The 22,545-nt window shown below is 55.7% G+C and carries 20 protein-coding genes, 1 tRNA gene and 1 pseudogene; 8 read left to right on the plus strand and 14 right to left on the minus strand.

Annotated features, from left to right (window positions below):
* Window positions 1-12 precede the first annotated feature (12 nt).
* A complete protein-coding gene (gene fabA / locus D7I37_RS16305) occupies window positions 13-531 on the minus strand; it encodes a bifunctional 3-hydroxydecanoyl-ACP dehydratase/trans-2-decenoyl-ACP isomerase (protein WP_061798005.1) in 519 nt (172 codons plus the stop codon).
* A gap of 68 nt (window positions 532-599) precedes the next feature.
* Window positions 600-2,351 carry a Lon protease family protein gene (locus D7I37_RS16310; protein WP_174524361.1) on the minus strand — a complete coding sequence of 584 codons (1,752 nt, stop codon included), beginning with the start codon at window positions 2,349-2,351 and terminating at the stop codon, window positions 600-602.
* Between the two features lie 209 nt (window positions 2,352-2,560).
* On the opposite strand from D7I37_RS16310, the gene matP reads away from it, so the two are divergent.
* Window positions 2,561-3,019, plus strand: a complete 459-nt coding sequence (gene matP, locus D7I37_RS16315) for a macrodomain Ter protein MatP (protein ID WP_061798003.1) — start codon at window positions 2,561-2,563, stop codon at window positions 3,017-3,019.
* A gap of 100 nt (window positions 3,020-3,119) precedes the next feature.
* On the opposite strand, the gene ompA is transcribed toward matP, so the two are convergent.
* Both ompA and sulA read right to left on the minus strand, forming a co-directional pair.
* Window positions 3,120-4,196, minus strand: a complete 1,077-nt coding sequence (ompA, locus tag D7I37_RS16320) for a porin OmpA (protein WP_061798002.1) — start codon at window positions 4,194-4,196, stop codon at window positions 3,120-3,122.
* Window positions 4,197-4,554: 358 nt separating this feature from the next.
* Window positions 4,555-5,061 (minus strand): SOS-induced cell division inhibitor SulA, encoded by a 507-nt coding sequence (gene sulA / locus D7I37_RS16325; RefSeq protein ID WP_061798001.1) that lies wholly within the window; start codon window positions 5,059-5,061, stop codon window positions 4,555-4,557.
* A 232-nt stretch (window positions 5,062-5,293) separates the two neighbouring features.
* On the opposite strand from sulA, the gene D7I37_RS16330 reads away from it, so the two are divergent.
* Window positions 5,294-5,956 (plus strand): TfoX/Sxy family DNA transformation protein, encoded by a 663-nt coding sequence (locus D7I37_RS16330; RefSeq protein WP_061797999.1) that lies wholly within the window; start codon window positions 5,294-5,296, stop codon window positions 5,954-5,956.
* Here D7I37_RS16330 and yccS read toward each other — a convergent pair.
* Window positions 5,953-8,088: a YccS family putative transporter gene (yccS, locus tag D7I37_RS16335; protein WP_129544002.1), complete on the minus strand. Its 2,136-nt coding sequence runs from the start codon at window positions 8,086-8,088 to the stop codon at window positions 5,953-5,955. The two genes, D7I37_RS16330 and yccS, sit on opposite strands and share 4 nt — an antisense overlap.
* Window positions 8,089-8,114: 26 nt before the next feature.
* Window positions 8,115-8,567 (minus strand): YccF domain-containing protein, encoded by a 453-nt coding sequence (locus tag D7I37_RS16340; protein WP_061797997.1) that lies wholly within the window; start codon window positions 8,565-8,567, stop codon window positions 8,115-8,117.
* A gap of 166 nt (window positions 8,568-8,733) precedes the next feature.
* On the opposite strand from D7I37_RS16340, the gene helD reads away from it, so the two are divergent.
* Complete coding sequence (gene helD / locus D7I37_RS16345) at window positions 8,734-10,788, plus strand: DNA helicase IV (protein ID WP_061797996.1); 2,055 nt, start codon at window positions 8,734-8,736, stop codon at window positions 10,786-10,788.
* A 32-nt stretch (window positions 10,789-10,820) separates the two neighbouring features.
* Here helD and D7I37_RS16350 read toward each other — a convergent pair whose 3' ends face one another.
* Both D7I37_RS16350 and D7I37_RS16355 read right to left on the minus strand, forming a co-directional pair.
* Entirely contained in the window at window positions 10,821-11,279 is a 459-nt protein-coding gene (locus D7I37_RS16350) for a methylglyoxal synthase (protein ID WP_061798181.1), read from the minus strand.
* A gap of 122 nt (window positions 11,280-11,401) precedes the next feature.
* Window positions 11,402-12,067 (minus strand): DUF2057 family protein, encoded by a 666-nt coding sequence (locus D7I37_RS16355; protein WP_061797995.1) that lies wholly within the window; start codon window positions 12,065-12,067, stop codon window positions 11,402-11,404.
* 253 nt (window positions 12,068-12,320) lie between these two features.
* Here D7I37_RS16355 and D7I37_RS16360 point away from each other — a divergent pair, with 253 nt between their 5' ends.
* Window positions 12,321-12,734 (plus strand): CoA-binding protein, encoded by a 414-nt coding sequence (locus D7I37_RS16360; RefSeq protein WP_095096838.1) that lies wholly within the window; start codon window positions 12,321-12,323, stop codon window positions 12,732-12,734.
* A gap of 57 nt (window positions 12,735-12,791) precedes the next feature.
* On the opposite strand, the gene hspQ is transcribed toward D7I37_RS16360, so the two are convergent.
* From hspQ to D7I37_RS16375, 3 genes are all read right to left on the minus strand, one after another.
* Window positions 12,792-13,109: a heat shock protein HspQ gene (hspQ, locus tag D7I37_RS16365; RefSeq protein ID WP_061797992.1), complete on the minus strand. Its 318-nt coding sequence runs from the start codon at window positions 13,107-13,109 to the stop codon at window positions 12,792-12,794.
* A gap of 61 nt (window positions 13,110-13,170) precedes the next feature.
* Window positions 13,171-14,355, minus strand: a complete 1,185-nt coding sequence (gene rlmI / locus D7I37_RS16370) for a 23S rRNA (cytosine(1962)-C(5))-methyltransferase RlmI (RefSeq protein ID WP_129544003.1) — start codon at window positions 14,353-14,355, stop codon at window positions 13,171-13,173.
* A gap of 124 nt (window positions 14,356-14,479) precedes the next feature.
* The gene (locus D7I37_RS16375; RefSeq protein WP_207205533.1) at window positions 14,480-14,623 is read right to left on the minus strand and encodes a hypothetical protein; all 144 of its coding nucleotides are present in this window, start codon (window positions 14,621-14,623) and stop codon (window positions 14,480-14,482) included.
* 1,775 nt (window positions 14,624-16,398) lie between these two features.
* On the opposite strand from D7I37_RS16375, the gene yccX reads away from it, so the two are divergent.
* The gene (yccX, locus tag D7I37_RS16385; RefSeq protein ID WP_061797990.1) at window positions 16,399-16,677 is read left to right on the plus strand and encodes an acylphosphatase; all 279 of its coding nucleotides are present in this window, start codon (window positions 16,399-16,401) and stop codon (window positions 16,675-16,677) included.
* Window positions 16,678-16,681: 4 nt separating this feature from the next.
* On the opposite strand, the gene tusE is transcribed toward yccX, so the two are convergent.
* The 3 genes and pseudogenes from tusE to yccA form a co-directional block, all read right to left on the minus strand.
* Window positions 16,682-17,011: a sulfurtransferase TusE gene (gene tusE / locus D7I37_RS16390; RefSeq protein ID WP_061797989.1), complete on the minus strand. Its 330-nt coding sequence runs from the start codon at window positions 17,009-17,011 to the stop codon at window positions 16,682-16,684.
* 92 nt (window positions 17,012-17,103) lie between these two features.
* Window positions 17,104-18,440: pseudogene (locus D7I37_RS16395) on the minus strand (IS4 family transposase).
* 120 nt (window positions 18,441-18,560) lie between these two features.
* On the minus strand, window positions 18,561-19,220 hold the full coding sequence (yccA, locus tag D7I37_RS16400) for an FtsH protease modulator YccA (RefSeq protein ID WP_061797988.1): 660 nt from the start codon (window positions 19,218-19,220) through the stop codon (window positions 18,561-18,563).
* Window positions 19,221-19,448: 228 nt separating this feature from the next.
* Between yccA and D7I37_RS16405 the strand changes: the two genes are divergently transcribed.
* From D7I37_RS16405 to tssC, 3 genes are all read left to right on the plus strand, one after another.
* Window positions 19,449-19,536: transfer RNA gene (locus D7I37_RS16405), tRNA-Ser, on the plus strand.
* 927 nt (window positions 19,537-20,463) lie between these two features.
* Window positions 20,464-20,961, plus strand: coding sequence for a type VI secretion system contractile sheath small subunit (gene tssB, locus D7I37_RS16410; RefSeq protein WP_061797986.1), 498 nt, complete (start codon window positions 20,464-20,466; stop codon window positions 20,959-20,961).
* A gap of 32 nt (window positions 20,962-20,993) precedes the next feature.
* The gene (gene tssC, locus D7I37_RS16415) at window positions 20,994-22,541 is read left to right on the plus strand and encodes a type VI secretion system contractile sheath large subunit (RefSeq protein ID WP_061798179.1); all 1,548 of its coding nucleotides are present in this window, start codon (window positions 20,994-20,996) and stop codon (window positions 22,539-22,541) included.
* The last annotated feature ends 4 nt before the right edge of the window (window positions 22,542-22,545 follow it).

Consider the following 22,545-nt stretch of genomic DNA (forward strand, 5'->3'; position numbering starts at 1 on the left):
CGCCATAGCCGCTTAGAATGCGGCAGTGTCCTTGAACAGGCCCACTTTCAGATCGCTGGCGGTATAAATGACCTGACCGTCGACCAGCACTTCGCCATCGGCCACGCCCATGATCAGTTTACGGGTAATGACGCGCTTGAAGTTGATGCGATAGGTGACCTTTTTCGCGGTCGGCAGCACCTGGCCGGTGAATTTCACTTCACCCACGCCCAGCGCGCGGCCTTTGCCTTCGCCGCCCAGCCAGCCGAGGTAGAAACCCACCAGCTGCCACATTGCGTCCAGGCCCAGACAGCCCGGCATCACAGGGTCGCCGATAAAGTGGCAACCGAAGAACCATAGGTCCGGATTGATATCCAGCTCCGCTTCCACATAGCCTTTGTTGTGGGTACCACCGTCTTCGGTCATCTTGACCACGCGGTCCATCATCAACATGTTACCTGCCGGCAACGGCGGGCCGCCGGCGCCGAACAGCTCGCCACGGCCGGATGCTTCGAGGTCTTCTTTCGTATAGGAGTCGCGTTTATCTACCATGTTCTCAGTAAGCCTTATTTTAATGAAGGACGCAGATTAGCTAACACGTGTACGCTGAACAAGTCCGATCAGCCGTGGTTGAACCAGTTGAGCCAACGGAGCGGCCACGGCCAGCGACGGCGTTCCTGTGGATTCACCTGCGCAATTCGTTCCTGAATGGCAGCCAACAGATTCGGCTGCCGTTCGTCAGAGTAGGGGTAACCGGTCAGTAATGGCAAGGCCTCTGCGGCGCTGTTTACCGCCCACAGATGGAATTGCCCTTCGCGCACGGCCTCGACCACGTCTTGACGCAGGCACAGATGGCGCACGTTGGTGGCGGGCAGTATAACGCCCTGTTTGCCGGTCAGGCCGCGGCGCAGGCAAACCTCGAAGAAGCCTTCGACCTTTTCGTTAACGCCGCCGATGGGCTGCACGTTGCCGAATTGGTCGACGGAGCCGGTGACGGCAATCTGTTGGGTGATAGGCTGCTGCGACAATGCGCTGATCAATGCGCACAGCTCCGCCAGCGAGGCGCTGTCGCCGTCCACTTCACCGTAGGACTGTTCGAAGACAATCGAGGCGGAGAAGGGCAGCTGTTGGTCCAGCTCCAGTTCGGAGATCAGGAAAGCCTGCATAATCATCATGCCTTTGGCGTGCAAATTACCGCCCAGTTCGGCTTTGCGCTCAACGTCGGTGAATTCGCCGTCGCCGAGGTGTACGACGCAGCTGATGCGTGATGGTTCGCCGAAGCTGCGCGGGTGGCCGGGGTAATCCAGAACGGAAAGCCCGTTAATCTGGCCAACCACTTCGCCTTCGGTCTCGATCAGGATTTGGCCCAGCTCAATTTCATCCTGCATGCGTTCGGCGAGGTAGCTTTCTCGCCATTCACGCGCATTCAGCGCGGCTTCGAAGGCTTTGGCCGTGATATGGTCTTCTTCGGCATACAGCGCGGCTTCGGCCAGCTGCTGACCAATCCACAGCGGCGAGAGCGGCAGAATGCCCTGATCGCCGCTGTAACGCACCGCCTGAATCATCAGTGGCAGCCATGCATCGGCGGCCAACGCAGGCAGTTGCTGCTGCTCGATGACGCTGTTGACGTAGCCGCACCACTGCGCCATATCCTCGGCTTCGGTGAGCTGCAGATCGTCTTCGTATTCCCCGTAGACGGCCTGTTCACAGAGTTCGGGTTCAATGTCGTGGAAATCGGCCAGGCCGTGACGGTCGCCCACCACAATCAGGCGCAGCTCCAGCGGCATCGGCGGAAGGGTGACCGGCAGCGGGCGCGTTTCATCCGGAGAAACCCAGTGGAACTGGCGTTGGGTGATCATCTGTTTCAACCGCAGCCACAGCAGCGGCTGAGCCAACAGAGCGCGCGCCGACAGGAGCAGCACGCCGCCGTTGGCCTGATGCACCAGGCCCGGTTGCAGGGTGATTTCGCCATTGTGAATGCGCACGCAGCCAAACAGCTGCTCCGGCTCGATCCATTCCTGGAACACGCAGGCGCCGCCGGCGGCGAAAGGTTCGTCGCCACGGCTGGCGGCCTCCACGCTGACTTTGCTGCCCTGAATCACATAATGACTGCCTTTGAAGGCGGTGTTCTGCGGCTGCAACTGCTGCACGGCGTCTGCGAGCAGCGCCAGATACTCGCGCGTCTCTTGCGCTTTCAACAGCATGAAGCGCGGGGGCGACTGCGGGTGGCAAAAGAGCGTCAGCGCGTTTTCCAGCCGGGGCTGAATGGCGGCAAAGGGCACGGGTGCCAACTGAGCGGCGGTATCAAATATCGCCTGATAAGGCGTTACGTCCGGCAACAGAGATTGCCATTCAAGTCGGTTATTGGTCAAAGTGTTAGATGCAATCGTCAAAAAGGGAAAGGGCGATTATACAAGAATAACGCCAGCTTGATACATGCAGAGTGGCAGTTGGCGTCAGGGAGTTTGACATCGCACCGCGACTGTGCAAAAAACAGTCTAAAAGACGGTTTAATTGCCGGGGAAATTTGGCGCAAAGCTGTTATGCTTAATAAAGTTACGCGGTCACTGAAGAGCTCAAGATGAAATATCAGCAACTGGAAAATCTGGAGAGCGGTTGGAAATGGAAATACCTGGTGAAAAAGCACCGGGAGGGGGAACTCATTACCCGCTACATTGAAAACAGCGTTGCTCAGGAAGCTGTCAACGAGCTGCTGAAGCTGGAAAATGAACCGGTAAAAGTCCTCGCATGGATTGCCGCTCATATGAATCCGGAACTGGATAACCGGATGAAGCAAACTATCCGCGCCAGACGCAAGCGTCATTTTAACGCAGAACATCAACACACGCGAAAAAAATCTATCGATCTGGAGTTTCTGGTTTGGCAACGTCTGGCTGCCCTGGCCCGTCGCCGCGGCGTTACGCTGTCGGAAACCATAGTGCAGCTGATAGAAGATGCCGAGCGTAAAGAGAAGTACGCCAGCCAAATGTCGCTGTTGAAAGAAGACCTCAAGGCTATCCTCGGCAAGGATCAGGAATAACCTCTTACTGCATATTGCACGGTGCTACTTTTGCCGGCCCGGCGAGAAAAGGGCGAAAAAAAACCCCGCATTGCGGGGTTTTTTACTAAGCAGTGGTAACTTAAGCCTGTGGCTGAGTTACAACGTCTTTGATACCTTTAACTTCGATCTCTACGCGACGATCTGGTGCCAGGCAAGCGATCTGAGCTTTGGTAGCGCGGCCAGATTTGTAGCCACAGGTGTTGCCAGTGACGGAATCAGCTTCGCCCATACCACGTGCAGAGATTTTGTCTGACGGGATGCCTTTAGAAACCAGGTAGTCAACAACGCTTTGTGCGCGTTTTTCGGACAGTTTCTGGTTGTACTGGTCAGAACCAACGGCGTCGGTGTAACCCAGAACCACTACAGAACCGTCTTTAGGATCCATGGAGCTCAGCTGGCTGTACAGCTGGTCCAGAGCCTGTTGGCCTTCTGCTTTCAGAGTGGATTTGTTGAAGTTGAACAGCACGTCAGACTTCAGAGTGAAACGCTTGGTTTCAACAACTGGAGCCGGAGCCGGAGCTGGTGCTGGAGCAACAACATCATCCTGACCGAAGCGGTAAGAAACACCCAGGCTCAGCATGGTGTTGTCTGGACGTGCGCCGACAGTACCTGCATCACCGATGTTGCTTACGAATTGGTAGTCCAGGCGAGTAGCCCAGTTTTTGGTCAGTGCGTATTCAACACCAACAGCAGCCAGCGGAGAAACGCCGGTGTCGTGGTCGCTCAGACGAGTGCCGTTGCCGTAGTTAGCTTTGGAGTCTGCACGCCATACCATACCACCCAGACGAGTGTAGATGTCCAGATCGTCAGCAATTGGGTAGCTCAGTTTAGCTGCCAGCTGAACGCCTTGTGCTTTGAAAGCACCGTTGTTCACGCTGCCTTTGTAAGGCATACGGCCAAGCCAGTCATAGCCCAGCTCGAAGCCCAGGTATTGGTTCGCCTGGTAACCCAGGAACGCGCCAGCACCCAGTTGATCTTTATGGGTCGGACCATTGCCGATACCATTCTGGTAACCGTTGCCGTAGAAACCAGTGTCATGGTACTGGGACCAGCCCAGTTTAGCACCGGTGTACCAGGTGTTATCTTTTGGGGCGGCTTGCGCTACGGTAGCGAAACCAGCCAGTGCCACTGCTAATGCGATAGCTGTCTTTTTCATTTTGCGCCTCGTTATCATCCAAATAGGCAATGAGCTTTAAAGCTGTTTTAAGCCCTTGGTTAAATTCCTTCGCCAAGGTTTGAGCCCTCGTTTGTTACTCGGCCAGTTTTCCTGGCGTTATAGAGCAACCTTGGCGATGTAAAGTCTACAACGTGGCGCGAAAGTTACAAGTGTGATGTGATAAAGCTCTAAAAAAAAACGCGGAATCGTACATATTTGCTAACACTAATCGGCAAAAAACAGGGCGAATTTCTGAGCGTTTTCTCTCGCGGAACCGCAGCCGGACTCGCTTTCTGCATGATCCGGCAAAGGTTCCCTTCGCGGGGGATAAAAATGATGGGAAAATTCCTAAATTTACTTAATGATACAAAGAAGAGTGAATTTTTAGGGTGGAACAGTGTCCGTGAGTCGGGTTAATGTCACGTTGCGGACGCATGATGAAGCCGTAAGCATTACCCAATTCTGCCGCACGCCTTAATTTTAGACGATCTTCCTCTGTAAGCTCGGGCAACCAGCCGAGAACCACGCTGTAATTCCCCGTCAGCAGCGCTTTTTCCATCGCCTCCACCGTCGCCAGCGGGCTGATTTGGCTCAGCTGCACCATTTTCTCGACCGGCAGGCCGGATTGCTGCAGCCACAGTTTGCTGAGTTTTTGCTGCGGCGTAAGCCACAGCAGCCAGCGCGACTGTTTGCCAAGCTGTTGCAGCAGCGGCAGTAACAACTGTGCGACCGCGGGCTGATGCTCATTGTAAACAAGTTCACTGATAAGGCCATTTTCGTTGCCGGCGTCGGTGGTCTTGGCAGCATGGGGCGCCGCGATAGCGTTGCGGCTGAAATGGGGTTGGTAAAGTGATTGAGTACGCATAAAGTATCCCGCCCGTAGTGTTACTGTATGTATATACAGTATACCCGGTGGGAGATAAGATCAACCCAAATTTTAGTAGCGCCTCGCATAACCGCGATTATTTTTTATACTGCCGTTTTTTGTGATTGGCATGGCTACCGTTAGTGCGTATTTTTCTAATTAGTTGTTCACGTTACCTTTATTTCATTGATGTGAGAAATATTACGCATATAACCTACAAGGGAGTCTCGTCATGAAAGGGATATCGACGGCAAGGATTGCACAGGCGAAAGCCTGCTTCTCGGTATTGGGCTGCATCACCATCCGCTCGCAGTTCGGCGGTTATGGGCTGCTGGCCGAGGGCGTCATGTTCGCGGTGATAGCGGAAGGCGAACTGTATCTGCGGGCGACTCATGGTCTGGAGCCGACGTTTCGCGCCCGCGGCATGGTCAATATGATTTACTCCAAGCGCGGCGTGCCGATCACCATGCGTTATTATTGGGTCGATGAGGCGCTCTGGCGCGAACGCAACGAGCTGATTGGTCTGGCGTGGCAGGCGGTCAGGGAGGCGCGCAGGGAACAGCAGAGCAAAACCGGCAGCCACGGGCGGCTGAGGACGTTGCCCAATATCGATATCAATATGGAGCGGCTGCTGTGGCGGGCCGGCATTCGCAACGTCTACGACCTGCGGCTGTACGGCGCCAGGCGCAGCTACCTGCGGCTGTTGCAACAGCAAAACCCTCTTGGGGTGCGGATGCTGCTGTCGTTGGCGGGCGCGATCGCCGGCTATCACCATGCCGCTTTGCCCGCCGAACTGCGCGGCGAGCTGATCCAGTGGTTCGAGCATACGATGGCGATGCGCAGCCATGGCCATGAGCCGGTCATTCAGCGCCAACGGGCGGCCCTGAATGATTAATTGGCCTTATTGATACGCGCGTGCAGCGCAGTCAGCTCCGGCAGCAGTTCAAGCACCAGCCCAATCTGTTGCAAGACCAATTGATCTTTGCTTTCCGGCTCCGGGACGGTGTGCCGGATGCGCTCAGCGAGGTTTTCCAATGCCAGCGCAATGCGCGAGCCGTCCTGCTCTTCCTGATGCAGGGCGCCGTCAACGTAGCACACGGCATCATTCAGTAAATCCAGCGTCGCGGGGTTGCTCAGGCGTTCACGGTGCGCGCCGAGCGCGGAGATGTAGCTCAGCAGGGTATGATTCAGGCACAGCAGCCGGAAAGCCGCCTCCTGCAGCGCCCGATCGGCCTTGGGATCGGCGGACATGTTGGAGATGACCGACGCCAGTTCGGCATCGCTGTTGTGCGCATCCCGTCGCGCGATGCGATAGGGCAGGCCGTTATCTTTGCCCTGATGGTACTGCACCAGAATGGCGTCCAGGTAGCGGCAGTTGGCGTTCAGCGTCTTGTCCACCACCGCCGGCAATTGGCGGAACTTCCAGTCCGGCCAGATGAAACTGACCGCCGCCCAGGCGATGGCGCAGCCCAGCAAGGTGTCGTAAACGCGCGGCGCCGCCACTTCAAAACCCTCGCCCAGCAGGTTAAAGCACAGCAACACCAGCAGGGTAATAAACATGGTGGCGTGGGCGTATTGCACGGTGCGGAATGCGAAGAACAGCACGCCGGTGATGACGATCAGCACCATCTGGCCTTCGAGCGACGGAACGAAGTAAAGGATCGGCAGGCCGATCAATATGCCGGCCAGCGTGCCAATGATGCGCAGCGCCAGCCGGCGCCGAGTCGCATTGTAATTGGGTTGGCACACAAACAGGCTGGTGAGCAGGATCCAGTAACCGTGCTGCATGCCGGTAAGCTGAATAAACGCGTAACCGACGCACAGCACCACCGACATGCGGATTGCGTGGCGGAACAGGGCGGACTGCGGCGTCAGGTGGCGGCTGATGCGCAGCCTGATGTCGCTCCAGCCGGTCAGGCGATCGTCTGCCAGGCTATTCTCTTCCGTTTGCCCATTGGCGAGCGCCTGTTCGGATTCGATATTGGCCAGTTGGGCGTCGATGGCGCGTAAATTTTTCAGCAGGTGCGCGAGCGCTTTGGTCAGTTCGGCATTTTCCCGCGTGGCGGCGCTGCGCGCCAGCGCTTCTTCGATGCGGTTAAATACCGGCTCAAATCGCGGATTGTGCTGATATTTTTGCCTCAGCAGGATCGACTGCGCCAGTTGCCGGCAGGCACGCGCCTGCATGCTCAGCAGGCGCTGGAAGCGAAACAGAATATCGCTGTGGCGGAACTGCCGGCTCAGCGCCTGATACTGAACGTGAGAAGAGCTGGCCCGCTCGTGGATATCCTGCGCGACAAAATAATAATGCAGCGTACGGCGGGTGCCGCGCTGGCCGCGATCGCCTTTCAAGCGCGTCAGCAAAGAGGCCTTGGTCTGGTTGAGCAGCGTCACCAGCGCGCTGTTGGCCATGGCGACATCCATCCACGGCAGGTCTGCGTCGTGTTCGGCATCGGGGTCGAACAGGTTGGCTTTGGCGTCCAGATAGTTAGCCAGCTGCTCATAGCAGCGGGCCAGATTTTCCTGCAGCGGGCGGATGGGGAAGATCACATGGCCGGTCAGCGTCAGCAGGTTGTACCACAGCGCGCCGATGACCAGCAGCATCGGCTGTTGATACCAGGCGCCATACATCGAGGTGCCGAGCATGGTGTAAACCGCGATCAGCAGCGCGCCGAAGGCGATGGTGGCGTAACGCTGCCCCAGGGCGCCCAAGAGAATAAAGCCGCAGGTGGAGAGCATCAGACCGAGCGCGAACAGCCAAGGGTAAGGAAACAGCAGCTCAATCGAGGCGGCGGCGATAAAAAAACACACCAGGGTGATCAGCAGGTTGCGCAACCTGCCGGTCAGCCTGTCGTCCAGATCGGTCAAGGCCGCGGCGACCACGCCCAGCGTCAGAGGAATGGTCAGCTTGGGAATGCCCAGCCACCAGGGAACGGCGGCTGCGCCGGTCAGCGCAATGAAGATGCGCAGATGGTAAAGCACATTGCTGTTGTAGGCGTAACGGCGTAGCGCGGGTGCAAAAGAGAGCACGAAAAACTCCTCAAACGGAGAAAAAATTAACGCTGTTGATACTGGCGACGGGCATTTTCGGTACGGGCCTGCTGAGCCATTTCAACCGAAACCACGCGGCGGCCCACCGGCCACAGGGCGATGGCGGCGATTTTGAAATTGGCGATGCCGACCGGAATGCCGATGATCGAAACGCACTGCACGATGCCGGCCGCGATGTGTGACAGGCACAGCCACCAGCCGAACAGCACCAGCCAAACGATATTCAGCAGCGAGCCGCCGGCGGAAAGCAGCGCATTGCTTTTTTCCGGGTAAAGTTCATTGACGTGGATCGCCTCATTGCCGAAAGGCAAAAACGACAATTTGGTGATTTCCCAGCAGGAGCGGGTTAACGGCAGGGTGAAGATCAGCAGGACGCTGAACACCGTGGCGATCAGCCAGCCCAGGGTGGTGAAAAAACCGCCCAACACGAAATTAAGAATATTCAGTACAGTACGCATAGTCGTCATTCTGCTCTAATGATGGTCAAACCGCGACGCGGTTGCGTTCGCTATCAAAACGCAAAATCTATTCTACCCTTTTTTTAGCGCTAGAGTGCCACTGCTTATCGCAGGTAAACTGGCAGATATCCGTTATTTAATCTCAACATAGTCATGGCGCGACGATATGGAACTTAAAGCGACATCGCTGGGGAAACACCTGGCTCAGCACCCTTACAACCGCGTGCGGCTGCTGCACGCCGGCGTTGAGGTCAGCGGCGAGAAGCATGAATACCTTATCCCGTTCAACCAGCTGATACAGGTCAGGTGCAAGCGCGGCATCGTCTGGGGCGAACTGGAGTTTGAACTGCCCGACGAGAAAGTGGTGCGGCTGCACGGCACCGAGTGGCAGGAGACCCAGCGTTTTTATCACTACTTGCAGCAGGCCTGGCAGCAGTGGAGCGCGGAGATGAGCGAGGTCAGCGCCGGGGTGCTGCAGCAGCAGGTCGAGCAGATCCAACGCATCGAACAGCAGGATAAATGGTTTAAAAAATCCGAGCTGGGCAAGCTGCAGCAGCAGATCCGCCAGTCCTTCGACGCGTTGCCGATGCCGGTGGTGCGGCTGGATGAGTTCGACAACTGCCGTGACGATTATCAACGCTGCCTGCAGTGGCTGCAGCATGGCCTGCACAGCATCGAACAGCGCAACCGGCAGTGGACCGAACGCATGCTGGAAACCCATCACGACTTTTTCCAGACGGTCGAAAGTTCGCCGCTGAATGATTCGCAGAGCCGCGCGGTGGTGAACGGCGAAGACTCGGTGCTGGTGCTGGCCGGCGCCGGCAGCGGTAAAACCTCGGTGCTGGTGGCGCGCGCCGGCTGGCTGCTGCGCCGTCAGGAAGCCGAACCCGGGCAAATTTTGCTGTTGGCGTTCGGCCGCCAGGCGGCCGGCGAAATGAATGAGCGCATCAAGGAACGGCTGGGCGACGTCGGCATCCAGGCGAAAACCTTCCATGCTCTGGCGCTGCAGATCATTCAGCAGGGCAATCGAAAAGTGCCGGCTATCAGCAAGCTGGAAACCGACGGCAAAGCGCGGAAAGCGCTGTTGATCGCCAACTGGCAGCAGCAATGCGCGGAGAAAAAGGCGCAGGCCAAAGGGTGGCGTCAATGGCTGACCGAAGAACTCGAGTGGGAAGTGCCGGAAGGGGATTTCTGGCAGGATAAGCGGCTGGCGGAGCGGCTGGCCGGGCGGCTCGAACGCTGGCTGGGGTTGATGCGCATGCACGGCGGCAGCCAGGCGGAAATGATCGAACAGGCGGACGACGAAATCCGCGACCTGTTCTCAAAACGCATCCGGCTGATGGCGCCGCTGTTGAAGGCCTGGAAAAGCGCCTTGAAAGACGAAGGGGCGGTGGACTTCTCCGGTTTGATCCATCAGGCGGTCAATATTCTGGAAAAAGGCCGCTTTGTCAGCCCGTGGAAACACATCCTGGTGGATGAGTTTCAAGATATCTCGCCGCAGCGCGCCCAGCTGCTGGCGGCGCTGCGCAAGCAGAACAAGCAGACCTGCCTGTTCGCGGTGGGGGATGACTGGCAGGCGATCTATCGCTTTAGCGGCGCCGAGCTGGCGCTGACCACGGCGTTCGCCGCCAACTTCGGCGAAGGGGCGCAGTGCGCGCTGGACACCACCTACCGCTTCAACGAGCGCATCGGCGAAGTGGCCAACCGCTTTGTGCTGCAGAACCCGCACCAGTTGAAAAAACCGCTGAACAGCCTGAGCAAGGGCAACAAAAAATCGGTGGCGATTTTGCCGCACGAACAGCTGGAAGCGCTGCTGGACAAGCTGAGCGGCTATGCCAAGCCGGAAGAAAGCATCCTGGTGCTGGCGCGCTATCATCACCTGAAACCGCAGGCGCTGGCCAAAGCGGCGACCCGCTGGCCGAAGCTGAATATCGAGTTCATGACCATTCACGCCAGCAAGGGGCAGCAGGCGGAATATGTGATTATTGCCGGTTTGCACGAGGGCGGCGACGGTTTTCCGGCGGTGGCGCGCGAGTCGGTGCTGGAGGATGTTTTACTGCCGCAGCCGGAAGATTTCCCGGACGCCGAAGAGCGGCGCTTGCTGTACGTGGCGCTGACCCGCGCCAAACACCAGGTCTGGCTGCTGCAGGATCGCGAACGCCCCTCGGTGTTTGTCGAACAGCTGCAGGATCTTGGCGTGCCGCTGCAGAAAAAACCCTAAACCGGGCCTGGCGGGCAGCCAGACCCGCGGCATTACTGCAGGCGTTCCTGCAAATAGCGCTGATAGTCGGGTATGGCGATTTCCACCGCGCTTTTGAACAGCGGCGAGTCGATCAGGAAATCCGCGGTGGAGCGGTTGGTGGCGACCGGGATATTCCACACCGTCGCCAACCGCAGCAGCGCCTTCACGTCCGGATCGTGCGGCACGGCGTTCAGCGGATCCCAGAAGAAGATCAGCATGTCGATTTTACCTTCGGAGATCAGCGCGCCAACCTGCTGGTCGCCACCCATCGGGCCGCTGAGCATGCTCTGCACCGGGAGGCCGCTGGCCCGCTGGATCAGGTTGCCGGTGGTGCCGGTGGCGTACAGCTGATGCTCCGCCAGTATGGCCTTATGGCTTTCAACCCACTCCAACAGGGCCTGTTTGCGGTGATCGTGCGCCACCAGCGCAATGTGCTTGCGCGCGGCGATAGTGCGGGTGGTCAATTCCATCTCGGTGTCCTTCGCTAATCGGGTGATGTGCGACAGATTACTGAAACTGTTTTTCACTGCCTAGCGTTTGCGCCTGAAAATGCGAAGAAAACGCGCCTTTACCCCGGCAAGGCGCGAATTGTTTAGCGAACGGGCTGCTTGTTGGCCCAGCGCAGAAAGCGCTTCTGCGTTTCCTTGTCCGCCTGTTGGAACCAATACTGCAGCATTTGCTCGGAGACGTTTTCGCCTTTCAGCGTGACGGTCGGTGAATTCAGCGTCGCGGCCGACTGCGGAGAAAGCGCGGCGGCGGAGTGCGCCTGAGCGAAGGCCGGCACCGAGGCCGGGCGATGTTGGCGATTGTAGTCCGACATCACCTTCTCCAGGTCGGTATTGAAGGTCACGCTGTCGGGGTGCAACACGTCGTGCCGCATGGGCAGATCGTTGCCTTTCGGATCAATCACCTGGTAATTCAGCGTTTTGTCGAAGCGCTGCGCGTCACGATCGTTTTCTATCCGCGGCAGCTCAATCGCCACGGCGCTGACGTTTTGCGTGTTGAAGGTGGCGATCAGCGGCAGGGACGTGTAGGCGATCTGATCCTGTTGGCCGGAACGCACGGATTTGGTGACCTTAAACAGCAGCTGATGTTGCCCGCCGTCCAGCTCGAGGCTGTCGGCGCCTTTTAACAACGAACCTGTCATTTTCTTGCCGTCGACCGCCAGCAGGTCGATGTCCGGGGAGAGTTTCAGGGTCGTAGCCGCGGCCGGCATGCTGATGCTGAGTAGCGCCGCAACCACCAGACCAAATTTCATCATTATCTCCTTATAAAGCGACATAGCTATAGTGTTGGACACGCCACAGGTTGTGTCAAAATTTTTCAATATGGCCAGTGGATTTACATTTTTACACATTTAAATGCATTTGGACATGCCGACGTTGTCTCCCACCGTGACAGCCTCAGACCATGGAATTGGCCTGGAGTTTCAGCCGCGCGGCGTTTAGCTGAATTTGGCGCTATCGGTTACACTCAGAACAGACAATTTCGTTGATGGCCGGGAGCTGAGTATGCAGGACCATGAGATCGCAGAGCTGTTGCAACAGGTGAAAACCATCGCCCTGGTCGGCGCCAGCGATAATCCGGCGCGGCCCAGCTATGGCGTCATGGCCTATTTATTGGCCCAGGGCTATCAGGTTACGCCGGTCAGCCCCAAGCTGGCGGGGCAGAGCCTGTTGGGGCAGCCGGCTTACGCCAGGCTGGCGGACATTCCCCATCCGGTGGATATGGTGGACGTTTTTCGCAATTCAGAGGCGGCCTATGCCGTCGCGCAAGAGGCGATAGCCATCGGCGCCAGGGCGCTGTGGCTGCAGATAGGCGTGATTAACGAGCAGGCGGCAGCGCTGGCTGCGCAAGCCGGGCTGAAGGTGGTGATGGATCGCTGCCCGAAAATCGAGATCCCGCGCCTGGGGCTGGAGCGTTAAATGAAAAGGGCCCGGCGCGATGCCGGGCCCTCATGGGGTTTCTCAGGTCTGGCGCGCTCAGTTGCGCAGCCGCGGCGCCTGCAGCTGGTGGCGGATGGACTCCGCCAGTTCATCCAGCGAGGGTTGTTCGGGATGAGCCTCCTGGGCCTCGCCATCCAGCTGCGCTTCCGCCAGATAGGTATGTACCGGTTGGCCTTCCTCGTCCTCCATCACCACGTGATACCAAGGGGCAAAGCGCAGATCGTCGTTTGCCGCTATCTCGTCAGCTTTTGGTTGTTCCAAAGAGTATTCAGGGTCGATATCAATCACCACCCCCAAATACCCCAGCAGCTTATGCCGAACCTGTTGTCCGATACCGAATTTGCTGGCAATCATGATGACCTCCTGAGAAACAGTGCCTTGCTCTCTATATGAGGGCAAAACAGCGTATTTCAAGTTACATCACCCGACACGCAAAGCCTTTCAAATACAGCCCTTCAGGATAAGTCGCGATAACCGGGTGATCGGCAGCCTGTCGGAACTGCTCTATAAATTGTACATCACGCCCGGCATCCACAGCGGCGTCGGCCAAAATTTTCTGGAACAGATCGGTCGGCATCAGCCCGGAGCAGGAGAAGCTGAGCAAAATGCCGCCCGGGTTCAGCAGCTGCAGCGCCAACATGTTGATATCTTTGTAACCGCGGCAGGCGCTGGCCAGCTGGTTTTTGTTTTCGACGAACTTCGGCGGATCCATGATGATCAGATCGAATTTTTCGCCCTGGGTGCGGTAGCGGCGCAGCAGCTGGAACACGTCATCACGCACAAACTCCGCCTTGCTCAAATCCAGCCGGTTCAGCTCGACGTTCTGTTTGGCGATATCCAGCGCCGCCTGCGAGGTATCTACGCTGATCACCTGCTCACAGTCGCCCATCAGGGCCGCGACGGCGAAGGCGCCGGTGTAGGAGAAACAGTTCAGCACCCGTCGGCCGGCGGAATAATTGCGCGCCGCCAGGCGGCTGTCGCGCTGATCGAGGTAAAAACCGGTTTTATGTCCTTGCTGAATATCCACCAGCAGCTTCATGCCGTGTTCGGTAATCGGCAACAGCGCAGGCGGCAGATCGCCCAACACCTGGCCCTGCGTCAGCGGCAAACCTTCTTTTTTGCGCACCGCAACGTCGGAGCGGTCATAAATAGAGCACTCCGGGTAGCAATGCTGCAGGGCGGAAAGCAGGGCGGCGCGTTGATACTCGGCGCCGGCGGACAGCAGCTGCAGCACCAGGAAGTTCTGGAAACGATCGATGGTGACGCCCGGCATGCCGTCGGATTCGCCGGCGATCAGGCGGTAACCGTCCAGGCCGTCGCGCTGCGCCACCCAGTCGCGCCAGCTTTGCGCCTGCTGTAAACGGCGAATAAAGAAGTCGATGTTAACCTCTTCATCCTGCTGGAAGGTCCAGACGCGTGCGCGGATCTGCGACTCGGGGGAGTAGGCGCCGCGCGCCAGCCATTTGCCCTGGCTGTCATGGATATCGATGGTTTCACCGGAAAGGGCTTTGCCCTCAACGCGTTGAACGGCGCCGGAGAATACCCACGGATGGCGACGGAGCAAGGACTTTTCACGTCCTTTGGCGAGAATTAAGCGCATTTTTAAACTTCTTTATAATCAGCATGTTAAATGACCAGGGTCATTATTAGTCAAAATAAGTTCATAATCATATCTGAATATCATCCCATTCACTACCGCGCGAATCCTGATAGCGGGCCGTCATCTATTCATTCAGCAGCAGGCGGGCACGCTTGACCTCCACGGTCGTGAAATCGCAAGCTGGCTTTTCCTGTGGGCGTTCGCGGAACGCTTTCATTCTGCTGCGGCGATTGGCCATGGTTTTTTCTTTCAATTCACGGCGCAGCACGGTCTCTTCATAACGTTCCAGCCAGAAATGGAGTGTAATGCGGGCTGAAGACGCGATTCTGGCGTATCAAGTATTACGAGGAGGTCATGAGGGATGGTTAATCCTGGATGACAATTTCAATTTGGGATTATTCCGAAATCGGGGCGGGTTCAAATGGATCCTCCCGTGTAATTTTGGCGCCGGGGAGTGCGTTGCTGCTCAAAAGCGCTAATGCGGCTTGGGGTCATGGGTTCACGTACGTCAGTATTTGTGAATAATCAGATATCGAAGCGCAAGCTGCTTGATAACTATACTGACCATACGGGAATTCCGTAAATTCTAATATCATAAGGACTCGGACTAAACTCTGCGGATAATCTGAATAACAATCATGTTTAGATTTTGTTAATGAAGTTTGGGTTAATTTATTATCTCTACGGTGAATCCCCCTGGCGGCGGGGCGAATCAGCAAGTTGTGAGTCAAGGTTTGGAAGACGCAAGCCATGGTGCTGGCCAAAGGCTTACCGGGAGGCACCCGGCACCGTAGTCCAAGTATCAGCAGGGAGCATTCATTTTAATATGTACTATCGAATCCTTGGCAGGGTTTTGTGAGTGCGTCCCTCTGATATGAAGTGACAGCCAGGAAAGACTGGCACCCAAACGTGCACTCATTGAGTGTTATTTTAGGCTTGGGTTAATAGCTGACAGCCGGGAAAGACCGGCACCAATTATCAGCCGGCGTGAAGTGGAAAACGCCGTATGTACTCAGGGACAAACATGGCTGGCTGGGTGAGAAAATTGACAGGCGGCGGCCCGGTGCTGCTGTCGTCTCCTGCGAGCCGCCAGAGCCGCAGGGCAACACTTGGGGCGATGCGCTGAGCTACAGTGAGGTGCTTCTATCGGTTTTGATTATGTTTAATGGTAAGTTAATTTGACAATGGGCTATATTATGTTAGGTGCGAATAAAAAAACAAAGGTAAGTTCTGAATTGTTATTTAACATGAGCCTGTATGTTATGATGGCCCAGGTATTAATTGACTTGGTTTCTTTTTTTATTTGCTTTTCTTTCCGCATTATTACCTCAATGATTATGAATTGATTTCCTACTTGGTTTTGGGTTTGTTTCTTTTTGCTGGAGTAATATATAAAAACATAAGAATGGCAATAGCATATGTGATCTTTAGGTTTGTTTTCTTTTGGATTCTGGCCAATAAGACAGATTACTTTTTAAGCGCCTTTGGGGTTTTTATGCAGTTTTTTTACCAAATTGTTGGTATGCTTTGTGTAGTTTCAATATGCAATATTAAAAAAGGCGTGAAGTATATTGATGTGAAGGCATCCTGTATTGTTTTTTTATGCTCGCTATCATTGGTTATGTCATTTATATCAAGTTATTAGATGACAATGTGTGTGACTTTAATGATAATTCCAAAAACGTAGTGTAAAAGAAGGTATGAACCTGCAGGTGATCGCTGTTCCGGGTGAGCGAGAAAAATATGAGTATTTGTATGACTATTTCCGCGCAAAGTGGCTATTACCTAAAGGTATGCAACTGCCTTCCATGCGGCCCGGACCAAAAGGCTGAGGAAAACGGAAATATGGCGCGGTCGGTTCGATAGCAGCGGTTTTCACCGCGCTGGGCGATGACACCTACCGAACCATCATCCGCGCGAGGATAGCCGCGAATCACCGAAGCGTACGGTCATAATTAACAATGCTGCCAGCTAGATAAAAAAGGGTGACACCGCCGTGCAGGCGCACGGAAATGCCATAACGAAATCGATAAGGAGCTGATTATGACACAGGTTTGCATTGCTGCGTATGTGTATGGCGTGGTGCAGGGGGTGGGCTTCCGCTATTCCACCCAGCATCAGGCCACGGCGCTGGGGTTAACCGGCTACGCGCGCAACCTCGATGACGGCAGCGTCGAGGTGGTGGCCTGCGGTGAGCCGGCGCAGGTGGACAGGCTGATGGAGTGGCTGAAGCAGGGCGGCCCGCGCAGCGCGCGCGTCGACCGCGTGCTGGTGGAGCCGCGGGGGGTTGCGGACTACCCGAGGTTCGACATTCGCTATTAGCGGATCAGATGCACTTTACCGGTTTCGGCAGGCCGGCGATCTTGGTCGCCTGCTTGGCTGGGCCTTTCGGGAATAAACGGTAGAGGTAGCGGCTATTGCCTTTTTCTTCGCCGTATTTTTGCGCCATCGCCTTGACCAACATGCGGATCGCCGGCGAGGTATTGAATTCCTGGTAGAAGTCGCGGACAAAACGCACCACCTCCCAGTGCGCCTCGGTAAGCGCGATCTCCTCTTCGGCGGCCAGCAGCGGCGCCAATCCTTCGTGCCAGTCCGCGCTGTTTTTCAGGTAGCCCTGCGCGTCGGTCTCGATAACCTGACCTTCAAACTCCAACATACTGCCTCGGTAACGGATAATTCGGAACGGCGGCCAGTTTAGCAAACTTTTGGCGCAGCCAAAAATAAAGCCCCGCGTAGGCGCAATGCCGTTCACTTAAGCGGAGCGGCATTGCGGTTTACCGGATAGCGGGTTTTTGACATCTTAACCGCCCTCGGCCTTGATGGTCGGGGGCGTTTTGTTATGAACATCGCCTCCAGGCTACCTCTCAGGTGCATGAGCCGCTTGGGGATTGTGCCTGGTGATATTGTGTTTCCCAACCAGTGCAGCTGCGCTGATATCACATCAAAAGCGAACTTGAAGCTTATTTCCGATGGGGCTCTTTTGTGGTGTTTTGCCGCCAACGCGGCTTCACGGCGGATAAGATTATAAGCCAGCAGCAGCCCCCAGACCTCCTGATGCAACAGCTCGACTTTTCGGCTTCTCAACACCAGCGCATTACTCTGCAGGCTGCTTTTGATGTTCCTGAACCCAACCTCGATCTCCCACCGACAATGATAAAGCTCTGCCACCGCTTTTGCCGGATAACGGTCTGCCGGCAATGATGTCAGTACCGTTTTCTCCACCCCGTTCAGGTCATAGCTGACCGCCCGCGCATACCAAAACTCCGGCAAGGAAGGGTTCTGTTTTCGGGCCTGTGGGGAGACCTTCATTTTCAGTAGCCGGTCTCCCGCCCCGTAACTTTCCTGAACCTCCGAGACGATCTCTTTGCGTGCCGGCAACAGCCAGTGGCGGTTTTCGCCACTGCGATTCAGCGTCAGCAGCAGGTCTGCACTGTGAAAAAGCTTATCGAACAACGTGATTGAGTTATCCGGCAAGGCCTTAAGCAGGGTCTGTGCCAGCCGCGTCTCACTGCTGCGATAAGGGCCGGTGACGGCATCCAGCAAGACATGGCTGTTCAGGTTCATCAGAGCCACCAGGCGCATCACCGGGAAAGGGTTCTGCCGCTCCGTGGATGTGTTGCTGGAGCCGAAGTGTTCACGCAGTTCAGGTTCATCCGGTGTACGCAGCTGTGCACCATCAACCGCGAAGAGCTGCAGACCTTTCCAGTCATCTTTGGGATAGCGCTCAGCCCCCAGACATGAGCCGTTTGACGAAACAGCCACTCCACGGGCGCTGCCCCGACGCGTTGCCTGGCCTGAGTGATAGCACTGCGGGCAAGCAGTTGAGTTCCGGCCTCTCCATCGGCGCTCAGATTGAGGCGACGAACAATCTCGGTGATGGGCTCATTGCGGAAAAACGCCATGCAGACCACCATCCAAACGACCATATCCCCCGGTAAGCGGCGGCGTCTGACGGTGGCATGGGAAGAAAGGGAAAGGCAGTGCTGGAGCCACTCAACGGGCAGGTGTTCAGCAAAAAGCTGAGCTGAGGGGGGTGGCATCAGTGGATTTTCGTTGAAATCCAGCAAGTCGTTGAGAAGTGGCATATGAAAACGGCTCCCTGTTGTGGAGCCGTTATATTGCCGCAGATTAAGGATCGGTCAACCGATCCTTAACTGATCGGCATTGCCGCGAAAGCGGGGCTTTGGACGCTGCGTTGATGCGAATCAGTTGCTGCGGGCGAAGCCCAGGATGCTCAACAGGCTGATGAACATGTTGTAGAGCGAAACGTACAGGCTGACGGTGGCGCGAATATAGTTGGTCTCGCCGCCGTGAATGATGTTGCTGGTTTCCCACAGGATAGCGCCGGCGGAGAACAGGATGAACAGCGCGCTGATCGCCAGGTGCAGGGCCGGGATCTGCAGGAACAGGTTGGCGATAACCGCCACCAGCAGCACCACGAAGCCCGCCATCATCATGCCGGAGAGGAACGACATGTCCTTGCGGGTGGTCAGCACGTAGGCCGAGCAGCAGAAGAACACCGCCGCGGTGCCGCCCAGCGCCAGCATGATCAGGTCGCCGGCGCCGGCATTCAGGAACGAGCTGAGGATCGGCCCCAGCGCATACCCCATGAAACCGGTGAGCGCGAAGGCGGCCAGAATCCCCGCCGGGCTGTTGGCCAGCTTATGGGTCAGGAACATCAGCCCATAGAAGCCGACCAGCATCAGCAGCAGGCCCGGGGCCGGCAGGCCCAGCATGGTGCTGGCGGTGGCGGTCAGGGCGGAAAAGGCCAGCGTCAAAGACAGCAGGAAATAGGTATTGCGCAGGACTTTATGCGTGCTGAGCAGCGAGTCGCGCGCGGAGGATGAGACGACAATGCGGTCCATAATGATCTCTCTTATCAGGTCATCACAAAATTAATCACGATGATAGGCAGCGCAAGCATTTGATTAAAGTTTGTTTACCAATCTTTACCCTTAGTTATCATTGCTGCAACAGTGAGCGCCGGCCGGGCGTTTCTTCAGCGGCCGAATGCCGGTTGCTGGTTTTTCACGCGGTTGAACGGCCCTGGGCTTTACAAGCGGATCCGCTCTGTTTATAGTTCGGCTCGTTGCGGAGGGGTGGCCGAGTGGCTGAAGGCAACGGTCTTGAAAACCGTCGACGGGAAACCGTTCCAGAGTTCGAATCTCTGCTCCTCCGCCATACATTCTGACCCCGCGCTCTGATGAGCGCGGGGTTTTTTGCTTTATGAACTTTGCAGCATGCCATGAGTCATTGATTTCATTTGCTGTGCTTTACCTCCTGCTGCTCCCTGCCTCCTAAATGGGCGTACCCTTTACCGTAACGGTCCGACAACCCCGGCAATTTATTGAAAGCGTTAATTACTCAACGCTCCAAGATCCTCCCTTGCTCTGATGCATTCGCTGGAAAGTTGCCAGAATATTGCCCTCGTTAATCTCCGACGGTTCACCCCCTTAAATTGCAGGTCAGGGAAATCTTTTCCAACGGACTGGCCGTTGCATCTCTAAGTTGCGGTGTAAATAGCTTCATCGCAAATACAAGTTTGCCTTGGGGGAGCGATAAACGTTTCACTTAATAGCATCGGTAAAAAATATTAGCTTGATGAATGTTTTTTCAATTCATTATATCCGAGATGAAAAATGGCGACATCAACGTTGTATTTTTCGTAAAAACGCCAAAATCAGATATTTCTCGCCATTGATTATATTTTGCGCCACCTGAAGGTCCGATCTGGCACGGTCGTTTTTTGAATACCTTGCTCCATAGGGCCTGAATGAGTTTTCGTAAGAAAGTTCTTATAAATCATCAGGGTGATCTTTTTTTGGCAAAACAACCAACTGTAATAATTGGTTACAATTAATGAATTTTAATCACCTCGATAACGTTTCTACACTCCGCCTATAGGTTTTTGTCCGAAATTTTTCAGTTTCAGACAAATGCTTAAAACACGTGTCATGCTTGCTGGTGAATGGAATATACCCGCTTTTCTTCCGGATTTTGATTTGCGTTGGATAACGCAAGCCGGAGGGTTGTTTTTTCAGGGTTAGCTTTTCTTATTATTTCTCAGTGGCATTGACCATTTCTATTCTCTATAGAACAGGGACAGCCATGTCTAACTCCTATCAGTCCGAGATCCCCAAGGCCCGCGTTAATATTCAGTTAAGCCTGCATACGGGCGGTGCGCAGAAAAAAGTCGAATTGCCCCTCAAGTTGATGGTGGTAGGGGATTACAGCAACGGTGCCGAACAACGTCCGGTGTCGGAGCGTGAGACGGTCGGCATAAATAAAAACAACTTCGACAAAGTGCTGGCTGAGTTTTCCCCTTCAGTGTGTCTTTCCGTAGAGAACACCCTGGCCGGTGACGGCAGCGAAGAAAACGTCAGCCTTTCCTTCCACGAAATGAAAGATTTCGAACCCGAGCAGGTAGCCGCCCAGATACCTCAGTTGAAGGCCATGCTCGCCATGCGCAATCTGCTGCGCGACTTGAAGGCTAACCTGCTGGACAACGCGACCTTCCGCAAAGAGTTGGAAAAAATCCTGCTCGACCCTGCGCTTAGCGCTGAACTGCGCAGTGAGCTGTCTGCTCTGGCGCCGAAACAACCATAACGGCCGCGATATTTAACGGATTAATGAAGGAAATGCTGATGTCTGTAAAAAATGAGAATACCGCCGGCGCTGGGAACGTGGTACTGGAGCGTCCGGAAGCCGGGGGGGTATACGCCTCCCTGTTTGAAAAGATCAACTTAAACCCGGTTTCCGAGCTGAGTGCGCTGGATATCTGGCAGGATGCGCAGGCGATGTCGGATGCGACCGCCGACGAGCGCCTGACCGCCGGTATGCAAGTGTTTCTGGAATGCCTGACTAAAGCGGGCTCAAAAGTCGAGAAACTGGATAAGACCCTGATTGACCACCATATCGCAGAGTTGGATTACCAAATTAGCCGCCAACTGGACGCGGTAATGCACCATGAGGCATTCCAGTCCGTTGAGTCACTGTGGCGCGGCGCCAAGTCACTGGTCGATAAAACCGATTTCCGTCAGAACGTTAAAATCGAGCTGCTTGACCTGTCGAAAGACGATCTTCGTCAGGACTTCGAAGACGCGCCGGAGATTATTCAGAGCGGACTGTATAAACACACCTATATCGATGAGTACGATACCCCGGGTGGCGAACCTATTGGCGCACTGATTTCCGCCTATGAATTTGATGCGTCAGCGCAGGACGTGGCGTTACTGCGCAATATCTCCAAAGTCTCCGCTGCGGCGCATATGCCGTTTATCGGTTCGGCTGGACCTAAGTTCTTCCTCAAAGACAATATGGAGGACGTGGCGGCCATCAAAGATATCGGTAACTACTTTGACCGCGCCGAATACATCAAATGGAAATCCTTCCGCGAGACGGACGACTCCCGCTATATCGGTCTGGTGATGCCGCGCGTACTGGGCCGCCTGCCGTACGGTCCGGACACCGTGCCGGTGCGCAGCTTCAACTACGTCGAAGAAGTGAAAGGCCCGGATCACGACAAATATCTGTGGACCAACGCTTCCTTTGCGTTTGCCGCCAACATGGTGCGCAGCTTCATCAACAACGGCTGGTGCGTGCAAATCCGTGGCCCGCAGGCCGGTGGCGCCGTTCAGGACCTGCCTATCCATCTGTACGATCTGGGCACCGGCAATCAGGTGAAGATCCCGAGTGAGGTGATGATCCCGGAAACCCGCGAGTTTGAATTCGCCAACCTCGGCTTCATTCCGCTGTCCTACTACAAAAATCGCGACTACAGCTGCTTCTTCTCGGCAAACTCCACCCAGAAACCGGCACTGTACGACACCGCCGATGCGACGGCCAACAGCCGCATCAACGCGCGTCTGCCGTACATCTTCCTGCTGTCTCGTATTGCGCATTACCTGAAGCTTATTCAGCGTGAAAACATCGGTACTACCAAGGACCGTCGTCTCCTGGAGCTGGAGCTTAACGCCTGGGTTCGCGGTCTGGTGACGGAAATGACCGATCCGGGCGACGACCTGCAGGCGTCTCACCCGCTGCGCGATGCGCAAGTCATCGTGGAAGATATCGAGGACAACCCGGGTTTCTTCCGCGTGAAGCTGTATGCGGTACCGCATTTCCAGGTGGAAGGTATGGACGTGAACCTGTCGCTGGTTTCCCAGATGCCGAAAGCAAAAGCCTAATAAG

Origin of the sequence: Serratia sp. 1D1416 (assembly GCF_003641105.1) — a bacterium.
Lineage (GTDB): Bacteria > Pseudomonadota > Gammaproteobacteria > Enterobacterales > Enterobacteriaceae > Serratia > Serratia ficaria.